Here is a 19,314-nt window from a genome sequence, read left to right as displayed (position 1 = left end):
ATGATCACGTCTGATGGTAAGCCGACGCCCCATCAAGCACACGACAAGACGAGCGGGCCCGAGCGTCCCATGAAGGAGTCCAGGTTGAGTGGCACTGTGGCAGGCCCCGTGAGCAGGCGGGTCTTCGTGGACAAGCAGAGTCCGAGTGCCTACCACGCACTGGTCGAGACCTCCGATGCGGTCCGCGCGGTCGCCGCGGACGCGGGGCTGGACCGCACGATCGTGGAGCTGATCAACCTCCGCGTGTCACAGATCAACAACTGCGCCTACTGCCTCGGCGTGCACACCCGGGCCGCGCTGCGTGCGGGCGAGACCACCCAGCGCCTGGGCGTGCTGGCCGCCTGGCGCGACACTGAACTGTTCACGACACAGGAACGGGCGGCGCTCGCCCTGGCGGAGGCGACCACCGAGCCCGCGAACGCTGTCGCACAGGAGAGCGCCTACGACGCAGCCCGCCAAGCCCTCACCGACGACGAGATCTCCGCAGTGATCTGGGTGGCGATCACCATCAACGCGTTCAACCGGGTCTCCATCATGAGCAAGCACCCCGTGCGCGGGACCCCCCAGCAGTGATCCGGTCTCTCCCCGGCCGGGCGCCGAGTCATCGGCCGTACGCAACGAATTCCACCAACCACGGAGGGTGACCAAGGCGGCCTGGAAGTCGAGGTGATGGCCTCGCGGTTGAACGACAAGCGCGTCGACGAGGCGACCGGTGAGCGCAAGTGGTTCTCCTCGTGGCAGGCCGACCACACGGCATGGGACGCGACCTGTCCACCACCGGCTCCGTCTATGTCCGGGCCACCGGCGGCCCGCGCACCTGGCCGTCGGAAACGGCACCCTCGACGCCGAGGAGACGGCCGTGGTACCGGCCCGGCAGGGGCACTCAACGCTGAGTCAGTCCGGCCGCGGAACGTGGCCGAGGGCATCGCGCAGTTGGACGCGGCCCGTAATGCCGAGCTTGGGGAAGATCTTGTGCAGGTGGAAGCCGATGGTGCGGGGAGACAGATAGAGCCGGGCACCGATGTCCCGGTTGGTCAGGCCCTCTGCGGCGAGTTGGGCGATCTGCAGTTCTTGCGGCGTCAGGTCGGCCACGGCTTCGGGCGCTGCCGAAGGCGCCACGGCCACGCCCGCCGCGCGGAGTTCGGCAGCGGTGCGCTCGATCCAGGGGCGTGCGTCCAGCCGTTCGAAGATCTCAAGGGCGGTGCCGAGCAGGGGGCGGGCCTCGGTGCTTCGCCGGCGGCGCCGCAGCCACTCGCCGAAGTCCAGGTGCGTGAGGGCGTGCTCGAAAGGCCATCGGGCACCGGCCAGGTCGACCGCCGTCCGGAAATGGGTCTCCGCGTCGTCAGGATCGCTCAGCAGGGCCGAGGCACGATGCACGATCGCCTCCAGGCGAGCGGAGCGGGACTCGCCAAGGGTCCCCTCGGCGGCGCGGAGCACGGTGCGCGCGTCATCCGTCTGTCCGGCTCGGACGGCGGCGGCGGCAAGATCGGCGAGGCAGTAGGGGGAGGCATGGTAGTGCACGGGTGCAGGGTGGAAGTCCCGGGTGAAGGCCTGCCGGAACTGCTCGTACGCCGCCGTGTGGTCACCCTCCGCGAGGGCCGCCATGCCGAGCGCGTGACGGTGACGCACGTACAGGCTCCTGGACTTGCGCAGGTCGCGTCCGCGGACGGCCGCGTCCGCCTGCGCCCGCGCGCCCGCGTGGTCCCCGCGGGCGGCGCGCAGCGTGGCCCGGAGGAGCGGTGATCCCACGGTGACATTGTCCGCGCCTGCTTCTGTCGCCATCCAGAAGGCGTCTTCGGCGGCGGACTGCGACGCGGTCCAGTCCCCGCTCTCGAACAGCGCGAGGGCGAGGGCTTGCGCGACGGTGCAGTTGGTACCGGCCGTCGCAGTCCGTCGCAGCTGGTCCATGGCCTGGCCGAACAGACGCACGGCCTCGTCGGTTTCGTCCAGTATCCAGGCCGAGGCACCGAGCGAGACGAGGGCGGTCAGAGAGCCGTCCGGCATGGCGTCCACTGCCTGGGGCAGGCTCTTCAGAACCCGCTCACGGTCCGTGAACGGGCGGCTGACCGCGTGTGGCCACACGCGGTCGGTCTCGTCCGGCTGCGGCGCTATGAGGTCGCTGATTCGGTGGATTTCGTGCCGGTAGCGGGCGTCGCCGGAGTTGTATGCCGGGGTCGCTGCCGTTCCCAGAGCGCTCAGCCCAAGGGCGGGTGCCTGTGTGGCCATGGACTCGGCCACGGGCAGCAGGAAGGCCAGGGAGTCGTCGTGCCGCAGGGTGACGGCCAGTGCCCACCCGGCGCGGAGGGACGCCTCGGCGAGGAGCTGCGGATCGTCCGTCAGGGCATCGACCTGGGCCGCGATCTCACCGACCCACTGCGGGTGCCCCGCGAACATGGCCGACTCGGCTGCGGCGAGCAGGCGGCAGGCCCGCAGTTCCGGCTCCGGGGTGAGTTCAGCGGCGCGTTCCAGTGCGGCTGCCGCTGCCGCGTGCCCGCCGCGGTGCCGGGAGCGTTCCGCGCTCTCCGCCAGAGCACCGGCGACCTGTTCGTCCGGGCCGAGTGCGGCTGCGGCGAGGTGCCAGGCGCGGCGATCGGGTTCATGTGCGAGAGCGGCGGCGAGCGCCAGATGGGCCTCGCGGCGTTCGGCGAAGGAGGCGGCCTGGTAGACGGCGGAGCGGACCAGTGGGTGGCGCAGACGGACTTGCCCGCCCTCGACGCGCACGAGCCCGGCCTGTTCGGCAGGTCGCCAGATCTGGGGCCCGTCCATGTCCGGGGCGGCGTGGAGAACGTCCGAGAGTTGCGTGGTGCCGACGGCCGCCGCCAGGAGCAGGACCCGTTGTGTCGCGTGCGGCAGGTTGGGCAGGTCGGCGGCGAAGATCTGCTCCAGCCGGGCGGTGAGGGGCAGCGAGCCGCTCGAGCCGGTGTCGCGGCCGCCTGGATCCTTGGCGAACGCTCGCGTGAGCTCGATGAGAGCCAGCGGGTTCCCAGCGGCCTGCTGGAGGATCTGGGACCGGACCCGGCCCCGCGGCGGATGCGGCTGTGCGTCCAGCAGGAGCCCGGCCGCGGCTCGGCTCAGGGGGCCGGCCGTCAGATGCGGGAAGTCGCGGTCGAAGCGCACCGGCACCGCTTCGTCACGTGCGGCAAGCAGCATGACGGCGGGTTCGTCTTCGAGGCGCCGGGCGACGAACGCGAGCACGTCCAGCGAACCGACGTCCAGCCACTGGGCGTCGTCGACGATGATCAGCAACGGTTGTTCCGTCGCCGTGTCCGAGAGCAACGTCAATACGCCGAGCCTGATCAGCAGCGGGTCCGGCACCTGCGGTCCGTCGGCCTGATCCAGGCCGAATACGCAGCGCAAGGCGTCGCGCTGCCGTGAGGGGAGCCGCTCGACACCGGTGAGTACCGGACTCAGCAGCTGGTGCACTCCCGCGAAACCAAGGTCCTTCTCGCCTTCGCAGCCTCGTACCCGGAGCACGCGTCGACCGTGGGCCACGGCCTGCACAGCGGCCCAGTCCACCAGAGTGCTCTTGCCTGCCCCCGGCTCGCCGGTCAGCACGAGCACCTTCGGGCCACTCCCGTCCGCGGCGTCGACCAGCTGACTGATCCGGGACTTTTCGTGATCCCTGCCCAGGATCTCCAGCTCGGTGCCGAAGTCCATGCTGTCCACTTTCCTCCAACCGTCCGCCCGGCGGAGCGGGCGCGCAGGCGACGAACGTGCTCATCACCCTGACTGCATCCTGCCAGGCCCACCGCATGGACCTGCCAGGAGTTCGTTCCCTCGGCAGGCGCGCGTGACTGGTCACATGACAGAAGCGTGCATTCCCGCATCCCTGACAGCATCCGCATCGGCATGCCGACAGCGATCTTGTCCGTGGTTTCGGCTGATCGGAATGCGGCGGGAGATTCGAGGGTGAGGAGGCGCAGTGGCCGCCGATGAGGGAGACGGCCCCGACCGCTCAGGGCTGAGTGGCACATTGCCTATCGGCCGAGAGACGGAGGTCGACCGGATTCTGCGGTCCATCGACGGACCCTGTGACCCGCCACACGCTCTGCTCATGTTGGGGGAGGCCGGCACCGGCAAGACCCAGTTGCTCCGTTTTGCCGAGGAGAAGGCCAGAGGACGCCGAACCCGGGTCTTGTCGGCGCAGGGCTGGGGATCGGAGGAACCTCTGTCATTCGCCTCCCTGCACCAGCTCCTCCTCCCGGTGCTCGGCAAGCTCGATGCACTGCCGGAGCACCAGCGGCTGGCACTTCGCACCGCCTTCGGGCCGGCTCCGGAGGCCCGGCCGCCGGAGCGAAAGGTGCTCCGCGCCGCGGTCCTGACACTGCTGAGTCACCTGGCGCTGGCAAGCCCGGTCCTGCTGACCGTGGACGACATCCAGGACTGTGACCGTGACTCCATGGAGATCCTCTACTTCGTGACACGACGCTTGACCGACCGGGCTGTGACAGTGCTGTTCACAGCACGCGGAGAGGCTCCCCCGGCCGGGGCTCCTGCGGATCTCGCCGTCTTGTGTCTCGGGCCGCTGTCACGGCGGGCGGCGGCCCGGCTTCTGGATGCGCAGCCCGGTGCACCCACCGGAAGGGCCAGGCTGGACCTGCTTCGGCAAGCGGAGGGCCATCCGCTGTCGGTCATCGAGCTCAGCCGGGCCGCGCGCGGCGGAACCGGGCCGTCACTGGCGGGCGGGGAACCGCAGCAGAGCTCGCGCATCCAGCAGATGTTCGCCACACGCCTGGGCACGCTGCCGGAAGGGACACAGCGCGCACTGCTCTACGCGGCGGCGGCGTCGCATCATGAGGAACTCACGACGGTCATGGCCGCTTTGGGCACGCATGACCTGAAGGTGTGGGTCCCAGCGGAGAAAGCCGGCCTGATCACGATCGCGGACGGCCGTCTCGCCTTCCGCGACCCCCTGATCCGCACTGCGGCCTTCCAACGTCAGTACGCGAAGCAGCGTCAGCAGGCCCACCGCGATCTTGCCGCCGTGCGCGGACAGAACCCGTCACACCGAGCCTGGCATCTGGCCGCAGCGGCCATCGGTCCCGACGAGTCCGCGGCCGCGGCCCTGGAGGACGTCGCCACCGCCGCTGAGCAGGAGGGAGAGTGCTTCGCTGCGGCAAAGGCGCTGGAACAGGCCGCGCGCCTCAGTCCCCTCGACCACGACCGGGCCCGCCGTCTCGCCGGAGCTCTGACCGCCGCGAGCAATTTCGGAGACCCGGCATGGGTGCGCGACCTGTACGCGCTACTCACCCGAGTGACCCGCGACCCGGACCTGATGAGCGGCGCAGCCTGTGCCCTGAGTGGAGCGCTGTCGCTGCTCTCGTTCCAGCAGGAGGCCTTCGACCTCCTGCTCAGCGTGTCGCAGCACACGCCGCCCGGCAGCGCCACAACTGCCTTCGCCCTGGCGGCACTCGCCACGGGGATCGCCTTCCAGTCCGGACTCCCCGAGCATCGGCAGCAGCTGCCACGACTGCTCGACCAGGCGGTACGGGCCGCACGAACGGAGAAGGACCGGTGCGGACAGGAGGACCGGTTCTTCCCCGAGCTCGCCGGGCCCGACGTCCTCTCGGCACTGGAGGCACTCGTGTCGACCGTAACCGAGCCGGCGGCCCACGCCGACAGCGCGTTGCGAAGGTTGACGATGCCGCGTCTCAGCACCCCCGACGGTCGGGGCCGGCTGATCCGGCTGATGGCGACCGCCTCGGTCGCCTACTACGCCGACGTGCCGGACCTGTGCGCGGAGCAGTTCCGGCAGGCAGACGGGCTGCTTCGCCGGCAAGAAGCCCTGGGCCCGCGCGCGTGGACCCTCGCGTTCCAGGTGGACACACTCTTGAGTATCGGGCGCTGGGCGGAAGCCGGGATACTGATCGAGGAGGGCCTCACTCACGCCGTCGTCCACCGGTGGACTCGCGTCGAGATGGACCTCGAAGCGCTGGGAACGACCCTGCGCGCACTTCTCGGCGAGAGCGTATCGGGCATGCAGTTCATCGGCCCGAACTGGCGCTCCGTCAGCCTGGACGAGAACCGGGCCACACATGCCCGGATGCTGCGGGCATGCGGTCTGACCGCAATGGCCCTCGGTGACGGGGACAGTGCCTTCCGGCACTTGCGCGCTCTGTTCGGGGACGACGGCTCGCCCCTTGATCCCTTTCTTTCTCCCCGCTGCATCAGCGAACTGGCCGCCGCCGCCCAGCGCGTCGGCCGGCAGCAGGAAGCGGCGCGCATCCTCATGGACGTACGAGAACGCCAGGGCCCCCGGCCGACGACACGGATGACACTGCTCATGCACCATGCGGCGGCCCTCGTCGATGACGATGCCGACCCCGAGCACCACTTCCGGCTGGCCCTGGTCAACCCTGAGGCGGACAAGTGGCCCCTGGAACGGGCCCAGGCTCGTTTGCACTATGCGATCTGGCTGCGCAGGCGCAGAAGGCCCCTGGAAGCGCGCACACAGCTGACCGCGGTTCTGGAAGTCGCTACCCGGCTGGGCGCCCGGCACCTTGCCGCCTCGGCCCGCAGCGAGCTGCGCGCGAGCGGGGTCACCCACGCTCCCGCGTCGGCGGACCGGTTGGCCGAGTTGACCGCCCAGCAACAGCAGATCGCGCGGCTGGCGGCGAACGGCCTGTCGAATCGGGAGATCGGCGAACGGCTGTTCCTCTCGCCGCGTACCGTGGGCTCGCACCTCTACAACGTCTATCCCAAGCTCGGCATCAGCAGCCGCCACCAGCTCCGCGACATTCTGCTGCACGACGGGTGACGTGCGCGAAGCAGCAGACGCAGCCTCGGGGGCCGACGGGCAGGTGCACAAGCATTCATTGTCCTTGGCCGCTGAACGACGAACCAGAGCCCAGAGGGCCGAGCGAAAGGTGTGCCGGATGGAGCGGGACTCCAGGGAGGACGGGGGCGGGAAGCGCCCGTCCTCCGTGGTTCTCGATCCGCTGGTGCAACGGCTCGTCGACGCGTCCTCGGCCCCGCCGTTTCTGCACGAGCTGGGTCCGGTCGACGGCCGGCAGGCGCTGAAGGAGTCCCAGGTCCACCGGGTCGAGGACTTCGAGGTGGACGCCACCTTCCAGGTGGCGCCCGTGGGACCGTCCGGGCTGGTGGGCTTCTGGATCTTCAGACCAGCCCGCGTAAGAGGACCGCTCCCTGTCATGCTCTACGCCCACGGGGGCCGGTGGATGCTGGGAGACGCGCAGACCCACGCTCGGCTCATCAGCGAGCTCGTGCTCAGCGCGGGCATGGCCGCTGTCGTCCCCGAGTACAGCCGCACTCCCGAGGCCCGCTATCCCGTGGCCGTCGAGGAGTGTTATGCCCTGATGAGCTGGGTGGTCCGGCATGCCTGCGAACTCGGTCTCGACGCGGACCGATTGGTGGCCGCCGGGGACTGCGCCGGCGCCACCATGGCCACGGCGCTCACCATGATGGCGAAGTCGCGCGGCGGCCCGAGGATTCGTGCCCAGTTGCTGTACTACCCGATCACCGACGCACATTGCGACAGCCCCTCCCAGCGGCAGTTCGCCAGTGGGTATCTGCTCACCCGGGAGGCCCTGCGCCGTTACTGGCAGCAGTACACCGACGATCCCCGGCAGCAGGATGAACCGACCGCGTCTCCGTTGCGCGCGAGCCTCGCGGAGCTTGTGGGGCTGCCGCCGGCGCTGGTGATCACGGCGGAGGCGGACGTGACGCGGGACGAAGGGGAACAGTACGCGGATCAGCTTCGTCGTGCCGGCGTGGAGGTGACCGCGGCCCGTTTTCTGGGCACGGTCCACGACTTCGTTTCCCTGACGGCATTGCGCGACAGCCCGCCGGCGCGGGCGGCCGTACGGCAGGGCGGTGCTTTCCTGCGCAGGCTGCTGAACTGAGAGGCGGTCAGGCCCGCCACGCGAAAGAGCGCAGACCAGTCGGCCGACTGATGCGTCTTCCCCCTGCACAAAGGCACGCTTGCAGGCATGTCAGCAATCTTTGGTTCCTTCACGGAGAACGGCGGCCCCGGCCTCGACTCCACCGCGAGGCGACGCGGTGGGGTGCTGTCCACGAGTTCTGCGCCGATGTCACGCGCAGCGCAGAGGACGGCGCCGCCAAGGCCCGCGCCCCGTGGGGAAACCGGCCGCCGGAGTACCGGACCGCACGGGCATCGTCGAAAAGTGACCGGCACGGACGGTCTCGGCTCTCTGCGGACCACCGTCCTGTGTTCCGACGACGAACGCGCCCCCGTCCTGCCCTGGCTGTCGGACACGGGCGATGAGGAAGTCCTGTACGTCGCCCTGCACGTCCACGGTTCGGTCGCGGTCCGCCACGGCGGAAGCGAGGTCTTCCTGGAACCGGGCGACATCGTCTTCTGCGATGCGGGTCTAGGTGACTCGCCGCGCTTCAGCGACCAGTTCCGGATGACAGTCTTCCGTGTGCCGCGACGCCGCCTGGAGAGCACCGAGCCCGACCTGCGCCGGGTCATGGGGGTGCCCCTGCGCTGCAGAGAGGGTGTGGGGGCACTGGTGTCGAACTTCCTGTCCACGCTCGCCTCCGAGACGGCGCTCCACCAGTCGCACATCGGCGACCGGCTCGCCCGCAACGCCGTGGATCTCCTCGCCGCACTCGTCACGGGGTTCATCGAGGGGCAGCAGGTCGACGCCTCAGGCGTCGGTGCGCAGACGCTTTCACGCATCCGGACCTTCATCGAACTGCATCTGACTGATCCGGATCTGTCGCCGGAGTCGATCGCACTCGCCCACCACATCTCCGTCCGCTATCTGCACAAGCTCTTCCAGAGCGAGGGCACGACAGTGAGTCAGTTGATACGGCTGCGTCGGCTCGCGGCCTGCCGGCACGAACTCGGCCGGGCACCGGATCGCAGGCTCGCCGTGGCCGCCGTGGCGCACCGTTGGGGTTTCGCCAGCGCGTCACACTTCAGCCGGGTCTTCCGGGCCGCCTACGGTATGTCGCCCAGTGAGTGGCAGGCTTCGGCATGGGCTGACTCGGACGTGCCCGCTCCTGGCCGTTCTCCCGGAGGGCATCGACGCCCCGGGGCCGTCATCGCGTCGCCCGTCTCGGGCACCACGGGTCCCGCGGCGGCGTCGAATGCATGGGTCACCTCCGGCGCGGTGCCCTCGACAAGCAGTCGGCGGGCCCTCTCCTCGTGACGGCGGTCGGTGGCCGTGAGCCGGCTGTGGTGCTGGGCGAGATGCTCCGACCAGGACGCGACCAGGTAGTTCTCGACGAACCGGCCCGGATCGCTGCCGTCCTGGTAGAGGCCCCAGGTGAGGGCCCCTGTGCGCCGGCGTGAACGGGCCACATGGCCCATGCAGTCGATGAAGGCAGCCCTGTTCGCGGCCGCGATCCGGTATACGACGGAGACCAGCACGGGGCCGTCGGCCGCTCCAGGCTCGAACACCAGGGGCGGAACGGGCCAGTGGTCGGACGGGGACGGGTCAATGCCGTCCGTGCCGTACAGCGGCCAGCGGCGCACACTCGCCGCGCCGAGCAGCAGCAGACCGCTGCCGGCCAGAAGGGAGACGGTCAGCCCCAGCCTGTCGGCCAGCGCACCCCACAGGGGTGCCGCCAGCGCCTGCCCGCCCTGGAAGACCAGGAGATAGACGGCGAGTCCCCGGGCCCTGACCCAGCCGGGCAGCCGTGCCTGGACGGCCGCATTGAGGGTGGACAGCACGCCGATCCAGGCCAGACCGGCGGGCAGCAGCACGACCGCCGCGAGCCATGGGACCCGGACCGTGGCAAGTACCGCCAGGACTCCGGCGAAGACGAAGGCCCCTGCGGCGAGAGTGCCGTTGGCGCCCAGAGCGCGGCGGATCGCGGGCAGCGCGAAGGCCCCGCTCACAGCACCGGCTCCGACCGCACCGAGCAGCACCCCGTACCCGCCCGAGCCCAGGCCGAGGGAGCGGCTCGCGACCAGTGGGAGCAGCGACCACAGCGCGGCCCCGCCGGGGACGAACAGCACCGTGCGCAGCAGGACTCGGCGGACGCCGGGCGCGTTCCACACGTAGCGGCGGCCGGCGTGCAGAGCCGTCAGGAGCTTCTCGCCCTGAGCAGTCGGCGGTTCCGCCCCGGGCCGTCTCCACAGTGCGAGAACGGCCGCGGTGCCGAGGTAGGAGGCGGCGTTGAAGGCGAAGACCCAGCCCGCACCTGCTGCCGCGACCACCGCTCCCCCGAGTGCCGGGCCGAGGGCGCGAGCGAGGTTCATGTTCACGGCGCCGAGCGCGGCCGCCTGTCCCAACTGGCGGCGTTCCACGAGTTCCGGCTGGATGGCCTGCCAGGCCGGGCCCATCAGAGCTGTGCCGCATCCCAGCAGGAAGGTGAGACCGAGCAGCAGAGCCGGAGTGAGCGCGTCCGCGAACGCCAGCACCGACAGCGTGGTGGAGGCGGCGAGCATGGCGAACTGAGCGGTCAGCAACACCGTGCGACGGTCGAAACGGTCGGCCAGCACGCCAGAAGGCAGAGCCAGCAGCACGACGGGGAGACTGGACGCGGTCTGCACGAGCGTCACCAGGGCGGCGTCGTGGCCGATCAGTAGCCACTGGGCGCCCACGGTCTGCATCCAACTGCCGATGTTGGAAACCAGTTGTGCGATCCACAGCGCCCGGAAGACACGCGCCGCGAGCGGGGCCCAGGCCGAACCGGCCTCCGGGAAGTCCTTCGTTGACAGTGCAGTGTTCACGTCGGTCCCTACCGTTATGGGGGCACGGACACCTGGCTTCCGGCGGTGTCCCGGGTGCCGTGCGGGCATGGCCGAGGGTGGCCGCAGACGGTCGCGGGTGCCGTCGACTGGGAGTGCAACGTCTGTGGTCCCGCGGCTCACTGACGAGAGCGCCGGCCCCTCCTGCGGGGCCGGCGCCGAGTTCACGCCTGCGGCTTGACCCAGGGGGCGTCGGAGGCCGAGAGGCGGTGGGCAGCCGCGGACGTCACCACGAGCAGCACCAACGTCAGGACCAGGACCAGGACGAGTCCTGTGTGTGCCAGAAGCACGGCGCCGGCGAGGGCTCCGAGGAATATGGCCAGTACGGACAGGATCCGCCGGCCGGGCCGGGGTGCGGCCCCGCCAGCCGGGGTGGAGTCCGCGGCCAGTCCGGTCAGGGTCAGGGTCAATACGGTCGTGGTCAGGTCCGGGACCCCGAGGCGTCTGGCGACCGCGTTCTGCAGCCCCATGGCAAGGCCGAGGAGCACGATCAGGGCGTAACGGACCTCGGTGGTCACGCTGCCGTGCGAGACCACGGCCGTGATGACCGCCCCGGCGACGAGCAACGCTTGAAGCGCCGTGGCGAAGGTCAGCAGCCGTCCGCGGTGCTCCGCGAACCGGGTGCCGAACCGGCCTCCCGCCAGTGCGCCGACGAGGAACGCGGCCATCGACACGATGGAGGCGAGCACGGACAGGCCGTCGGCACCTGCCAGGGCGAACCCGAGGAAGACCACGTTGCCGGTCATGTTGGCGACGAAGACGTGCCCGAGCCCCAGATAGCTGACGGCGTCGACCAGGCCGGTCGCCACCGTCAGCATCAGCATGAGCGGCGGCAACGGGCCGTGCCTGTCCCCCTTGGGCGGAGCCAGCGTGCGGGCCGCGTCAGTCAGCAGCTTGCGCATACCGAGTTGTTCCTTCCTTGGCTGAGGGACGATGCAGCAGCACACGGGTGAGCAGTCCGTTCACCGGGCCGACCACGATGGCTGCGACCGAGACCCACAGGGGCCAGGGGGTCAGTCCGAGGGCGTGGTCGGCCGACCAGCGGCCGGGACCGGTGAGGGCCAGGACCGCGGAGGCCACGACGAGGACCATGGGGTACTCGTAGCCGTCGTTCTGGACCCAGAGCCCGTTGTGCCATTTGACGGTGCCGGCGACCGTCATCACTCCCATGGCGGCCATCGCCCCCGCGGGAGTGAGAAGACCGGCCGCCAGGAACAGGCCGGCGCCGATCTGGCTGCCGCCCGCGGCAAGCGCGGTGAGCCTGCCACCGCGGAAGCCGTCGTGGCGGAACTCCTCGGTTCCGCCCGCCAAGCCGTTGCCGCCTAGGCGGAAACTGACCTTCTGCACTCCGTGCCCGGCGATGAGGAGCCCCGCCACGAGTCGGAGGACCAACAGTCCGGTGTCCATTCGTTCCTGCCTGTTCCTGACGTTCCGTCGATGCTCAGGTGAAGAGTCAGCCGGCCGCGTGGGCGCCGATGACGGCCTGCGCATAGACCAGGCCCAGGCCGTAGGCCCCGCCGTGCTCCTTCACCACCTCCGTGACGGGGACGTACGTCTCCGTCCGCGCCCAGTCGCGCTGGAGCTCAAGGAGCACCTGCACCCAGGTCACCGGAATCGCGCCACCCTGGACCATGCGCTGGATGGCGTGCTCGTGCGCCTGCGGGCTGACGCCGCCGGACGCGTCCGTGACGACGTAAACCTCGTAGCCCTGGGAGATGGCGGACAGCGTGGGCAGTACGACGCAGACCTCGGTCCACAGCCCGGCAATGACGAGCTTCTTGCGGCCCGTCGCCTTGACGGCTTCGACGAAGTTGCTGTCCTCCCAGGCGTTCATCGTGGTGCGGTCGATGATCTTCTGGTCGGGGAAGACATCAGCCAGCTGCGGCATGATCGGACCCGAGAAGGACTCGGCGGCCACGGTGCTCAGGACCACCGGAACATCGAACACCTTGGCTGCCTTGGCCAGGCCCACGGTCGAATTGATGATGGCGGTGCGGTCGCCGCTGCCGGTGCCGAAGAACATCTGAGGCTGGTGGTCCACAAACAGCACGGCGCAGTTGTCGGGGGTCAGCAGGTCGGGACCGGGGGCGGCGGTGACTTCGGAGATGTTGACCACGAGAGGGCCTTTCCATGAGTGATGTGATCGCGGACGGGCGTCCGCTGCTGAGCAAAGCCGTCCGTTCGACGGCGAGAGGTGGGGGGTGGTGCCCCGGGAGGGGCGGCTCGTGACCGGGCCTCTTCCGGGAGATCAGAGCGAGAAGCAGGGGTCGAAGACCGTGCTCTCGGTATCCGGGGCCAGACCTCGTCGGGCGCGCCACTGTCGGTGCTGCTCCGACTCCGCGACGGCCAGGCCGAGCAACTCGGCCTGGCGGGCGCCCGACGAGCCGGTACCGGGCGTGGCCTGGTAGCCGCCGAAGTGCGCGACCGGGCTCCACTCGGGGCTGACCGGCGGCAGTTCCTCGTCGAGGCCCTCGTACTCGGCGGCGGCGTAGACGATGCGGCCGCCGACCACCGTCAGCAGGGACTCGATGTGCACGATGTCCGGCTCGGGCACGGCAAAGTAGTCCTCGGACAGGACCGCGAGGTCGCCGAGGGAGCCCGGGCGCAGGACGCCCTTGACGTCCTCCTCGCCGGTCAGCCGAGCCCCTGCTTCGGTGAACATCGACAGCGCCGTCTGCCGGTCGACGCGGTTGTGCGGCGGGCGCATGACCAGATCGCCGACGGTGCGGCCGGTGATCAGCCAGTGCAGGGCGATCCACGGGTTGTAGGTCGAGACGCGGGTGGCGTCGGTGCCGGCGCCGACGGTCAGACCGCGCTCCAGCATGGCCCGGATCGGAGGGGCGTCCGCTGCGGCGCCGGGGCCGTAGCGGCGTACGAACGCCTCGCCCTGGAAGGACAGGCGATTCTGCACGGACATGGCGCCGCCGAGGGCGGCGATGCGGTCGAGGCTGTCCGCAGAGACTGTCTCCGCATGGTCGAACAGCCACCGGTTGCCGGCCGGGAAGAGTCCTTCCGCGGCCAACTTTTCGAATATCGCGAGATCGCGTCGGATGGTGTCGTCGTAGGTGGCGTGCAGCCGGAATCCCCAGCCGTTCTCCATGAGCAGACGTACGGCCTTCTCGAATTCTGTCTCATAGCCGGGAGCGAGTTCCGGGCGCGGCTGGGCAAAGTTCTCGAAATCTGCTGCCGCCCAGGTGAGATTCTCTCCTGCGCCGTTGAGGCGGAGCCATTCGTCCCCGTCCTCGGGGCGGGCCATTTCGATCCAGCGGGCGAGGTCGTCGATTTCCTGACCGGCGGTCTGCGGGAAAAGATGGTAGGCGATGCGCAGCGAAAGCTGGCCGGCCTTGGCCAGTTCGACGACCGTGCTGTAGTTGTCGGGGAAATTCTGGAATCCCCCCGCCGCGTCGATCGCCGACGTGAGCCCGAACCTGTTCAGTTCCCGCAGGAAGTGGCGGGTGGAGGTCTTCTTGTCCTCGCCCTCCAGCACCGGGGCCTTGGCCAGAGTCGAGTAGAGGATCAGAGCACTCGGGGCGGCCAGCAGCATGCCCGTGGGCTCACCGTCCCGGCCCCGTACGATCTGGCCGCCCTTCGGATCGGGGGTGTCCCTGGTGTATCCGGCGGCCTTGAGCGCAGCCCGGTTGAGCACCGCCGACTGGTACAGGTGCAGAACGAACACCGGTGTGTCCGGCGCGGCGGCATTCAACTCGGCGACGGTCGGCAGCCGCCGTTCGGCGAACTGCTCGGCCGACCATCCCCCCACCACCCGGACCCACTGGCCCTTCGGCGTGCGGGCCGCCTGTTCACGCAGCATCGCCAGGCCCTGGCGCAGCGTGCGGACGCCGTCCCAGCGCAGCTCCAGCACGTAGTTGAGCCCACCCCGGATGACGTGCAGGTGGGAGTCGTTGAGTCCGGGGATCACCCGGCGGCCGAGAGCGTCGACCACCTTCGTGGCCGGGCCGACATGGAGGGCCACGTCCTTGTCGTCGCCGACGACCGTGATGACGCCGTCCCGTATGGCGATCGCCTCGGCCTGCGGGCGCCCCGGGTCTCCTGTATGGATCTTCGCGTTGCGGACGATGAGGTCCGCGGGGTTGTCGGTGGTGCTGGGAACCAGCCCACCGACCGGCATCGTGGACACCTTTGGACAACCTCCTGCGGCATGAACAGCGTCGATTTTCATCTGCATCGACTTCCAACTGCGGTGACAGCGGCGGGCAAAGAGAACCGGGAGAACACGCAATCAATGCGCCCACGCTCAACCGAAATGAATTCCGGGTAGGCCTTCTGTGCGATGCACAGCACCAACCTCCGGCAGCCCGCAACTGCTTCGCCACCAGGCTATTTCGAGCCGAAGCATCCGTGTGTCCCGACAGTGCACAGCATTCGTCCCGACAGTGCACTGCGTCCCGTTTCCATGCGTTGCGAGGTCAAATCCGGTGCACTGATGGTCAATCTCCGCCGCCTTCAGGGGTTTAGCGTATGGATCGACGGCCCCGCAGATCTCCATGTCTGGCCCGGAGGGGCTGGCACATCACATGAAAATCAGGAGACTCACATGTCCGACGTTGTAGAGCCGGTGCAGCCGGTGCTGGAGCCGGCGGCAGCTGCTTTCGCCGAAGCGACCGCCAATCCGCCCTATCTGTTCGACCTGCCGCCCGCCGAGGGCCGGAAGGCGGTGGACGAGGTGCAGTCCGGCGAGACCGACAAGCCGCAGATCGACGAGGAATGGATCAACGTCTCGGGCGGTCCGACGGGCAGCGTCCGCGCACGCATCGTGCGCCCCGCCGGCGTGGAAGGGACCCTGCCGGTGATCCTCTACATCCACGGCGCGGGCTGGGTGTTCGGCAACGCCCACACCCACGACCGCCTCGTACGCGAACTCGCCGTCGGCGCGAACGCCGCCGTGGTCTTCCCCGAATACGACCTCTCCCCCGAGGCCCGCTACCCGGTCGCCATCGAGCAGAACTACGCGGTCGCGAAGTGGGTCGTCCAGCAGGGCGCGTCCAAGAACCTGGACGGCTCGCGGCTGGCCGTCGCCGGCGACTCCGTCGGCGGCAACATGACCGCCGCCCTGACCCTGATGGCCAAGGACCGCGGCGACATCCCGCTCCTGCAGCAGGTGCTGTTCTACCCGGTCACCGACGCAAACTTCGACACCGGCTCCTACCACCAGTTCGCGGAGGGCTACTTCCTGCGCCGCGACGGCATGCAGTGGTTCTGGGACCAGTACACGACCGACGAGACCGACCGCGCCCAGATCACCGCCTCCCCGCTACGGGCCACCACCGAACAGCTCACCGGCCTGCCCCCCGCCCTCGTCATCACCGGCGAGGCCGACGTCCTGCGCGACGAAGGCGAGGCCTACGCCAACAAACTGCGCGAAGCCGGTGTCCCCGTCACCGCCGTCCGCTTCCAGGGCATCATCCACGACTTCGTCATGCTCAACGCCCTCCGCGAGACCCACGCCGCCCAGGCCGCCATCACGCTGGCCGCCGACACCCTGCGCACCGCGCTCCACACCGGCTGATACCGCGCTCCACGCCGACCTCCGAAAGCCCCCGACAACAGGGAGAACAACCCGAACATGACCACGAACCCCACCCCCACAGCTGTTCTCGTGCACGGAGCCTTCGCGGACGCCGCCAGTTGGACCGGGGTCATCGCGGAACTGCAGAACCACGGCATCCCCGTGGTCGCGCCACCGAACCCGCTGCGCGGCCTGGCGTCCGACGCCGCGTACATCGCGTCCGTGGCTGCTCAGATCGACGGTCCGGTGGTGCTCGTCGGCCACTCCTACGGCGGTGCGATCATCTCCGTGGCAGGCGCTGCGGAGAACGTCGTCGGGCTGGTCTACGTAGCGGCCTACGTCACCGAAGAGGGCGAGAGCCTGGGCGAATTGCAGGGCCGCTTCCCCCTCTCGCCGCTCGTCAGCAACCTGAAGGAGGCGACGTACCCCGTGGAGGGATCGGAGCCTGCCGTCGAAGTCACCATCAAGGCCGAGGCGTTCCCGGACATCTTCGCCGCCGACGTCCCGGCCGCCGCCACCAAGGTCCTTGCGGTGGCGCAGCGTCCACTGGCCGCCTCGGCATTCACGGAGACGGCCCCGGCCGCCGCGTGGAAGACCAAGCCTTCCTGGGCGCTCGTGGCCGGCGCGGACCAGGCGATCAACCCCGAGGTCGAGCGCTTCGGAGCCAAGCGGGCCGGGGCGACGATCGTCGAGATCGAGGGCGCCTCGCACGCCGTGGCCGTGTCCCGGCCCAAGGAGGTCGCCGAACTGATCCGCGATGCGGTACGCGCGACGAGCTGACGAGGCGCGGGCGGTAGGGCGGCCGCGCGGCGGCACTCACCACACGGTGAGTGCCGCCGCGCGGCCTTCGGTCCCGGCACAGGGTGAGATCTCGCCGCGAGCTTCTTCATCGGCGCTCCACCGTGACCACCACGGCGAGGACCGCCAGCAGCGCACCGGCGGCGAGGGCAGGTGCCGGGAAGAAAGCGGCCAGCAGGACGCCGCCGGCCGCGACGGGATACGGAATCCACTCGGCCACGGTTCTTTGATGGGGCCGGAGGTGTACGGCCCAGACGGTGATCAGGAAGATGGCCGCGGGGACGGTGACCGCCGCGCCCGCGGCCAACGGCGAGGCGTCCGTGCGACGCGTGACGTGATCGGCGTACGCGGCCAGGCCGGCTCCCTCGGCGGTCGCCGAAGCGAAGATCAGGTAGTGGCCGTAGGCCCAGGTGAATCTCCTGCGGTGGGCCTGGTGCGTCGTGGCAAGCAGGGTGTGCGCGGATCTGGCGAAGTACAGCCACCACATGGCGTAGGCCATGAACAGGCCACCGGCCGCCACCGCGTACAGCGAGCCGGTTCCCTGGTGCCGGTCGAAGGCGCCCCGGACGGCAACGGTGGCCGCCGCGACGGACTCTCCGAGGACGATGAGGGTGAAGAGTTCGTAGCGCTCGGCAATGTGGCGCGGATGCCATGGGGTCATCCCGGCGGACTGCGCCCACACCGGGACGGAGACCTCGGCGATGATCAGCACCACAATGCCCGGCAGCCGCGCCGATGCCGGGAGACCGAGCAACCCGACCCACCCGATCTGACATACCGTCACCCCAACGGCGAAGCGCAGGGTGGTCGGCCGCCGAGCGGGGTCGGACCACGCGGCGCGCAGCCACAGGGCGGCCAGCGCCGTGCGCAGCACGACGTATCCGATGGTGATGACCCGCAGGTCACCCTCCTCGAACGCGCGCGGAACGCCTGCGGCGAGCACGAGCGACCCCGTGATCTGGACCAACACCGCCAACCGGTACAGGACGTCGTCCGGGTCGTAGGCGGAAGCGAACCAGGTGAAGTTCATCCACGCCCACCAGATGGTGAAGAAGACCAGCGCGAAGCGCAGGACACCGGTGGCGTAGTCCCCGTCGGTCAGCGCCTGGTGCAGACTCCCGGACGCCTGCGCCACCGCGATGACGAAGCACAGGTCGAAGAGAAGCTCCAGCGAGGTGGCGGCCCTGTGCGGCTCGCCGGGGTCGCGGCCCGGCATGGTGCGCCATCGCCTGGGCGCCGGGGCCGCGTGGGCGATCCGGGGGCGGCTCAGCGGAGGGCTCCGAGCGCGGCCTCGACCGTCCGGTGGAAGGTGGGATACGTGTAAATCATGTGCTGGAGCCGGTCGACGGGTATCTCGGCGTGGACGGCCACGTTCAGTCCGTAGAGCACCTCGCCTCCCGCCGGCCCCGCCGACGTCGCACCGATCAGCACACCCCGGTCCGCGTCCTCCACAAGCTTGATGAGCCCATCGTTGCCCGGCCCGTGGATCCAGCCTCGCGTGGAGAAGGCGATGGGCAGCACACTGGTGCGTACCCGCAGCCCCCGCTCACGCGCCTGCCGCTCCGTCAACCCGACGGCCCCGATCTCCGGATCGGTGAAGGTGACACGGGGCAGCGCCCGGTAGTCGGCGTCGGGACCGGGCTGTCCGAGGATGTCCCGGACGGCAATCTGCGCCTGGTACATCGACACATGGGTGAAGGCGCCTCGGCCTGTGATGTCGCCGACCGCCCACAGCCCCTCCCCCGCCCGCATCTGCCCGTCCGTGTTCACGGCTCCCGCCGTTGGATCCAGCCCCACCGTGTCGACCGCCAGCGCGGCCAGGTCGGTGTGGCGCCCGGTGGCGACCAGAAGCCGTTCGGCACGCAGCGGCTCCCCGTCACCCTCAAGGCGGACGGTGAACTCGGTGCCGTCATGGCTGACCTGCCGTGCCCGAGCACCCGTGAGTACGGTGACTCCGTCCGCCCGCAGCGCCTCCGCGGCCAGCTCCCCGGCTTCCGGTTCCTCCTGCGCCAGCAGCCGGTCCTGCCCCTCGATCACCGTGACCGCGCACTTGAAGCGGGCGAAGACCTGGGCGAGTTCGACGCCGATGGCGCCCCCGCCGAGCACGACCATCGACTCCGGCAGCTCCTTGGCCGCCATGGCATCCCTGTTGGTCCAGTACGGCGTTCCCTCGAGGCCCGGCACCGGGGGGATCCGGGGCCGCGTGCCGGTGGCCAGCACGACACCGCGCCGGGCTTCGAACGTGCGGTCGCCGACCGCCACCCGGCGCGGCCCGGAGAGACGGCCCGTCCCCCGGACGAGCCGG

At 70.0% G+C, this 19,314-nt stretch carries 13 protein-coding genes and 1 pseudogene; 6 read left to right on the top strand and 8 right to left on the bottom strand.

From position 1 onward, the window contains the following. Positions 1 to 84: 84 nt before the first annotated feature. A complete protein-coding gene (locus ABZY11_RS17555) occupies positions 85 to 573 on the top strand; it encodes a carboxymuconolactone decarboxylase family protein (RefSeq protein ID WP_356479969.1) in 489 nt (162 codons plus the stop codon). Between the two features lie 321 nt (positions 574 to 894). Here ABZY11_RS17555 and ABZY11_RS17550 read toward each other — a convergent pair whose 3' ends face one another. Then, on the bottom strand, positions 895 to 3,657 hold the full coding sequence (locus tag ABZY11_RS17550) for an AAA family ATPase (RefSeq protein ID WP_356479968.1): 2,763 nt from the start codon (positions 3,655 to 3,657) through the stop codon (positions 895 to 897). A gap of 265 nt (positions 3,658 to 3,922) precedes the next feature. On the opposite strand from ABZY11_RS17550, the gene ABZY11_RS17545 reads away from it, so the two are divergent. The 3 genes and pseudogenes from ABZY11_RS17545 to ABZY11_RS17535 all read left to right on the top strand — a co-directional run. Beyond that, the gene (locus ABZY11_RS17545; protein WP_356479967.1) at positions 3,923 to 6,757 is read left to right on the top strand and encodes an AAA family ATPase; all 2,835 of its coding nucleotides are present in this window, start codon (positions 3,923 to 3,925) and stop codon (positions 6,755 to 6,757) included. Positions 6,758 to 6,875: 118 nt separating this feature from the next. Beyond that, positions 6,876 to 7,862: an alpha/beta hydrolase gene (locus tag ABZY11_RS17540; RefSeq protein WP_356479966.1), complete on the top strand. Its 987-nt coding sequence runs from the start codon at positions 6,876 to 6,878 to the stop codon at positions 7,860 to 7,862. A gap of 87 nt (positions 7,863 to 7,949) precedes the next feature. Continuing rightward, positions 7,950 to 8,906 (top strand): annotated as a pseudogene (locus tag ABZY11_RS17535) (helix-turn-helix domain-containing protein); the annotation flags it as partial. A gap of 20 nt (positions 8,907 to 8,926) precedes the next feature. Here the strand turns inward: ABZY11_RS17535 and ABZY11_RS17530 are convergent. The 5 genes from ABZY11_RS17530 to ABZY11_RS17510 form a co-directional block, all read right to left on the bottom strand. Beyond that, the gene (locus ABZY11_RS17530; protein ID WP_356479965.1) at positions 8,927 to 10,666 is read right to left on the bottom strand and encodes an MFS transporter; all 1,740 of its coding nucleotides are present in this window, start codon (positions 10,664 to 10,666) and stop codon (positions 8,927 to 8,929) included. Between the two features lie 182 nt (positions 10,667 to 10,848). After that, complete coding sequence (locus tag ABZY11_RS17525) at positions 10,849 to 11,586, bottom strand: YoaK family protein (protein ID WP_329837046.1); 738 nt, start codon at positions 11,584 to 11,586, stop codon at positions 10,849 to 10,851. Continuing rightward, complete coding sequence (locus ABZY11_RS17520) at positions 11,567 to 12,091, bottom strand: DoxX family protein (RefSeq protein WP_356479964.1); 525 nt, start codon at positions 12,089 to 12,091, stop codon at positions 11,567 to 11,569. The genes ABZY11_RS17525 and ABZY11_RS17520 overlap by 20 nt, the downstream gene beginning before the upstream one ends. A 46-nt stretch (positions 12,092 to 12,137) precedes the next feature. Continuing rightward, the gene (locus tag ABZY11_RS17515) at positions 12,138 to 12,800 is read right to left on the bottom strand and encodes a hydrolase (protein WP_356479963.1); all 663 of its coding nucleotides are present in this window, start codon (positions 12,798 to 12,800) and stop codon (positions 12,138 to 12,140) included. Between the two features lie 132 nt (positions 12,801 to 12,932). Continuing rightward, positions 12,933 to 14,813: an amidohydrolase gene (locus tag ABZY11_RS17510; RefSeq protein ID WP_356479995.1), complete on the bottom strand. Its 1,881-nt coding sequence runs from the start codon at positions 14,811 to 14,813 to the stop codon at positions 12,933 to 12,935. 426 nt (positions 14,814 to 15,239) lie between these two features. On the opposite strand from ABZY11_RS17510, the gene ABZY11_RS17505 reads away from it, so the two are divergent. Further along, positions 15,240 to 16,211 (top strand): alpha/beta hydrolase, encoded by a 972-nt coding sequence (locus tag ABZY11_RS17505; RefSeq protein ID WP_356479962.1) that lies wholly within the window; start codon positions 15,240 to 15,242, stop codon positions 16,209 to 16,211. A 57-nt stretch (positions 16,212 to 16,268) separates the two neighbouring features. Further along, the gene (locus ABZY11_RS17500) at positions 16,269 to 16,991 is read left to right on the top strand and encodes an alpha/beta hydrolase (protein WP_356479961.1); all 723 of its coding nucleotides are present in this window, start codon (positions 16,269 to 16,271) and stop codon (positions 16,989 to 16,991) included. Positions 16,992 to 17,097: 106 nt separating this feature from the next. On the opposite strand, the gene ABZY11_RS17495 is transcribed toward ABZY11_RS17500, so the two are convergent. After that, on the bottom strand, positions 17,098 to 18,225 hold the full coding sequence (locus ABZY11_RS17495; protein ID WP_356479960.1) for a low temperature requirement protein A: 1,128 nt from the start codon (positions 18,223 to 18,225) through the stop codon (positions 17,098 to 17,100). A gap of 50 nt (positions 18,226 to 18,275) precedes the next feature. Further along, positions 18,276 to 19,314 (bottom strand): NAD(P)/FAD-dependent oxidoreductase (locus ABZY11_RS17490; RefSeq protein WP_356479959.1); only part of this gene is annotated, 1,039 nt, incomplete at its 5' end.

Origin of the sequence: Streptomyces sp. NPDC006510 (assembly GCF_040611955.1) — a bacterium.
Lineage (GTDB): Bacteria > Actinomycetota > Actinomycetes > Streptomycetales > Streptomycetaceae > Streptomyces.
Note: the sequence above shows the minus strand (reverse complement) of the source record. Positions and strands in the feature narration are given on the sequence as shown.

Excerpts from the sequence above, each read along its gene's own strand:
- ABZY11_RS17520 (WP_356479964.1), bottom strand. The coding sequence starts at position 12,091 with ATGGACACCGGACTGTTGGTCCTCCGACTCGTGGCGGGGCTCCTCATC.
- ABZY11_RS17500 (WP_356479961.1), top strand. The coding sequence starts at position 16,269 with ATGACCACGAACCCCACCCCCACAGCTGTTCTCGTGCACGGAGCCTTC.
- ABZY11_RS17540 (WP_356479966.1), top strand. The coding sequence starts at position 6,876 with ATGGAGCGGGACTCCAGGGAGGACGGGGGCGGGAAGCGCCCGTCCTCC.
- ABZY11_RS17525 (WP_329837046.1), bottom strand. The coding sequence starts at position 11,586 with ATGCGCAAGCTGCTGACTGACGCGGCCCGCACGCTGGCTCCGCCCAAG.
- ABZY11_RS17550 (WP_356479968.1), bottom strand. The coding sequence starts at position 3,657 with ATGGACTTCGGCACCGAGCTGGAGATCCTGGGCAGGGATCACGAAAAG.
- ABZY11_RS17510 (WP_356479995.1), bottom strand. The coding sequence starts at position 14,813 with ATGCCGGTCGGTGGGCTGGTTCCCAGCACCACCGACAACCCCGCGGAC.
- ABZY11_RS17495 (WP_356479960.1), bottom strand. The coding sequence starts at position 18,225 with ATGCCGGGCCGCGACCCCGGCGAGCCGCACAGGGCCGCCACCTCGCTG.
- ABZY11_RS17505 (WP_356479962.1), top strand. The coding sequence starts at position 15,240 with ATGTCCGACGTTGTAGAGCCGGTGCAGCCGGTGCTGGAGCCGGCGGCA.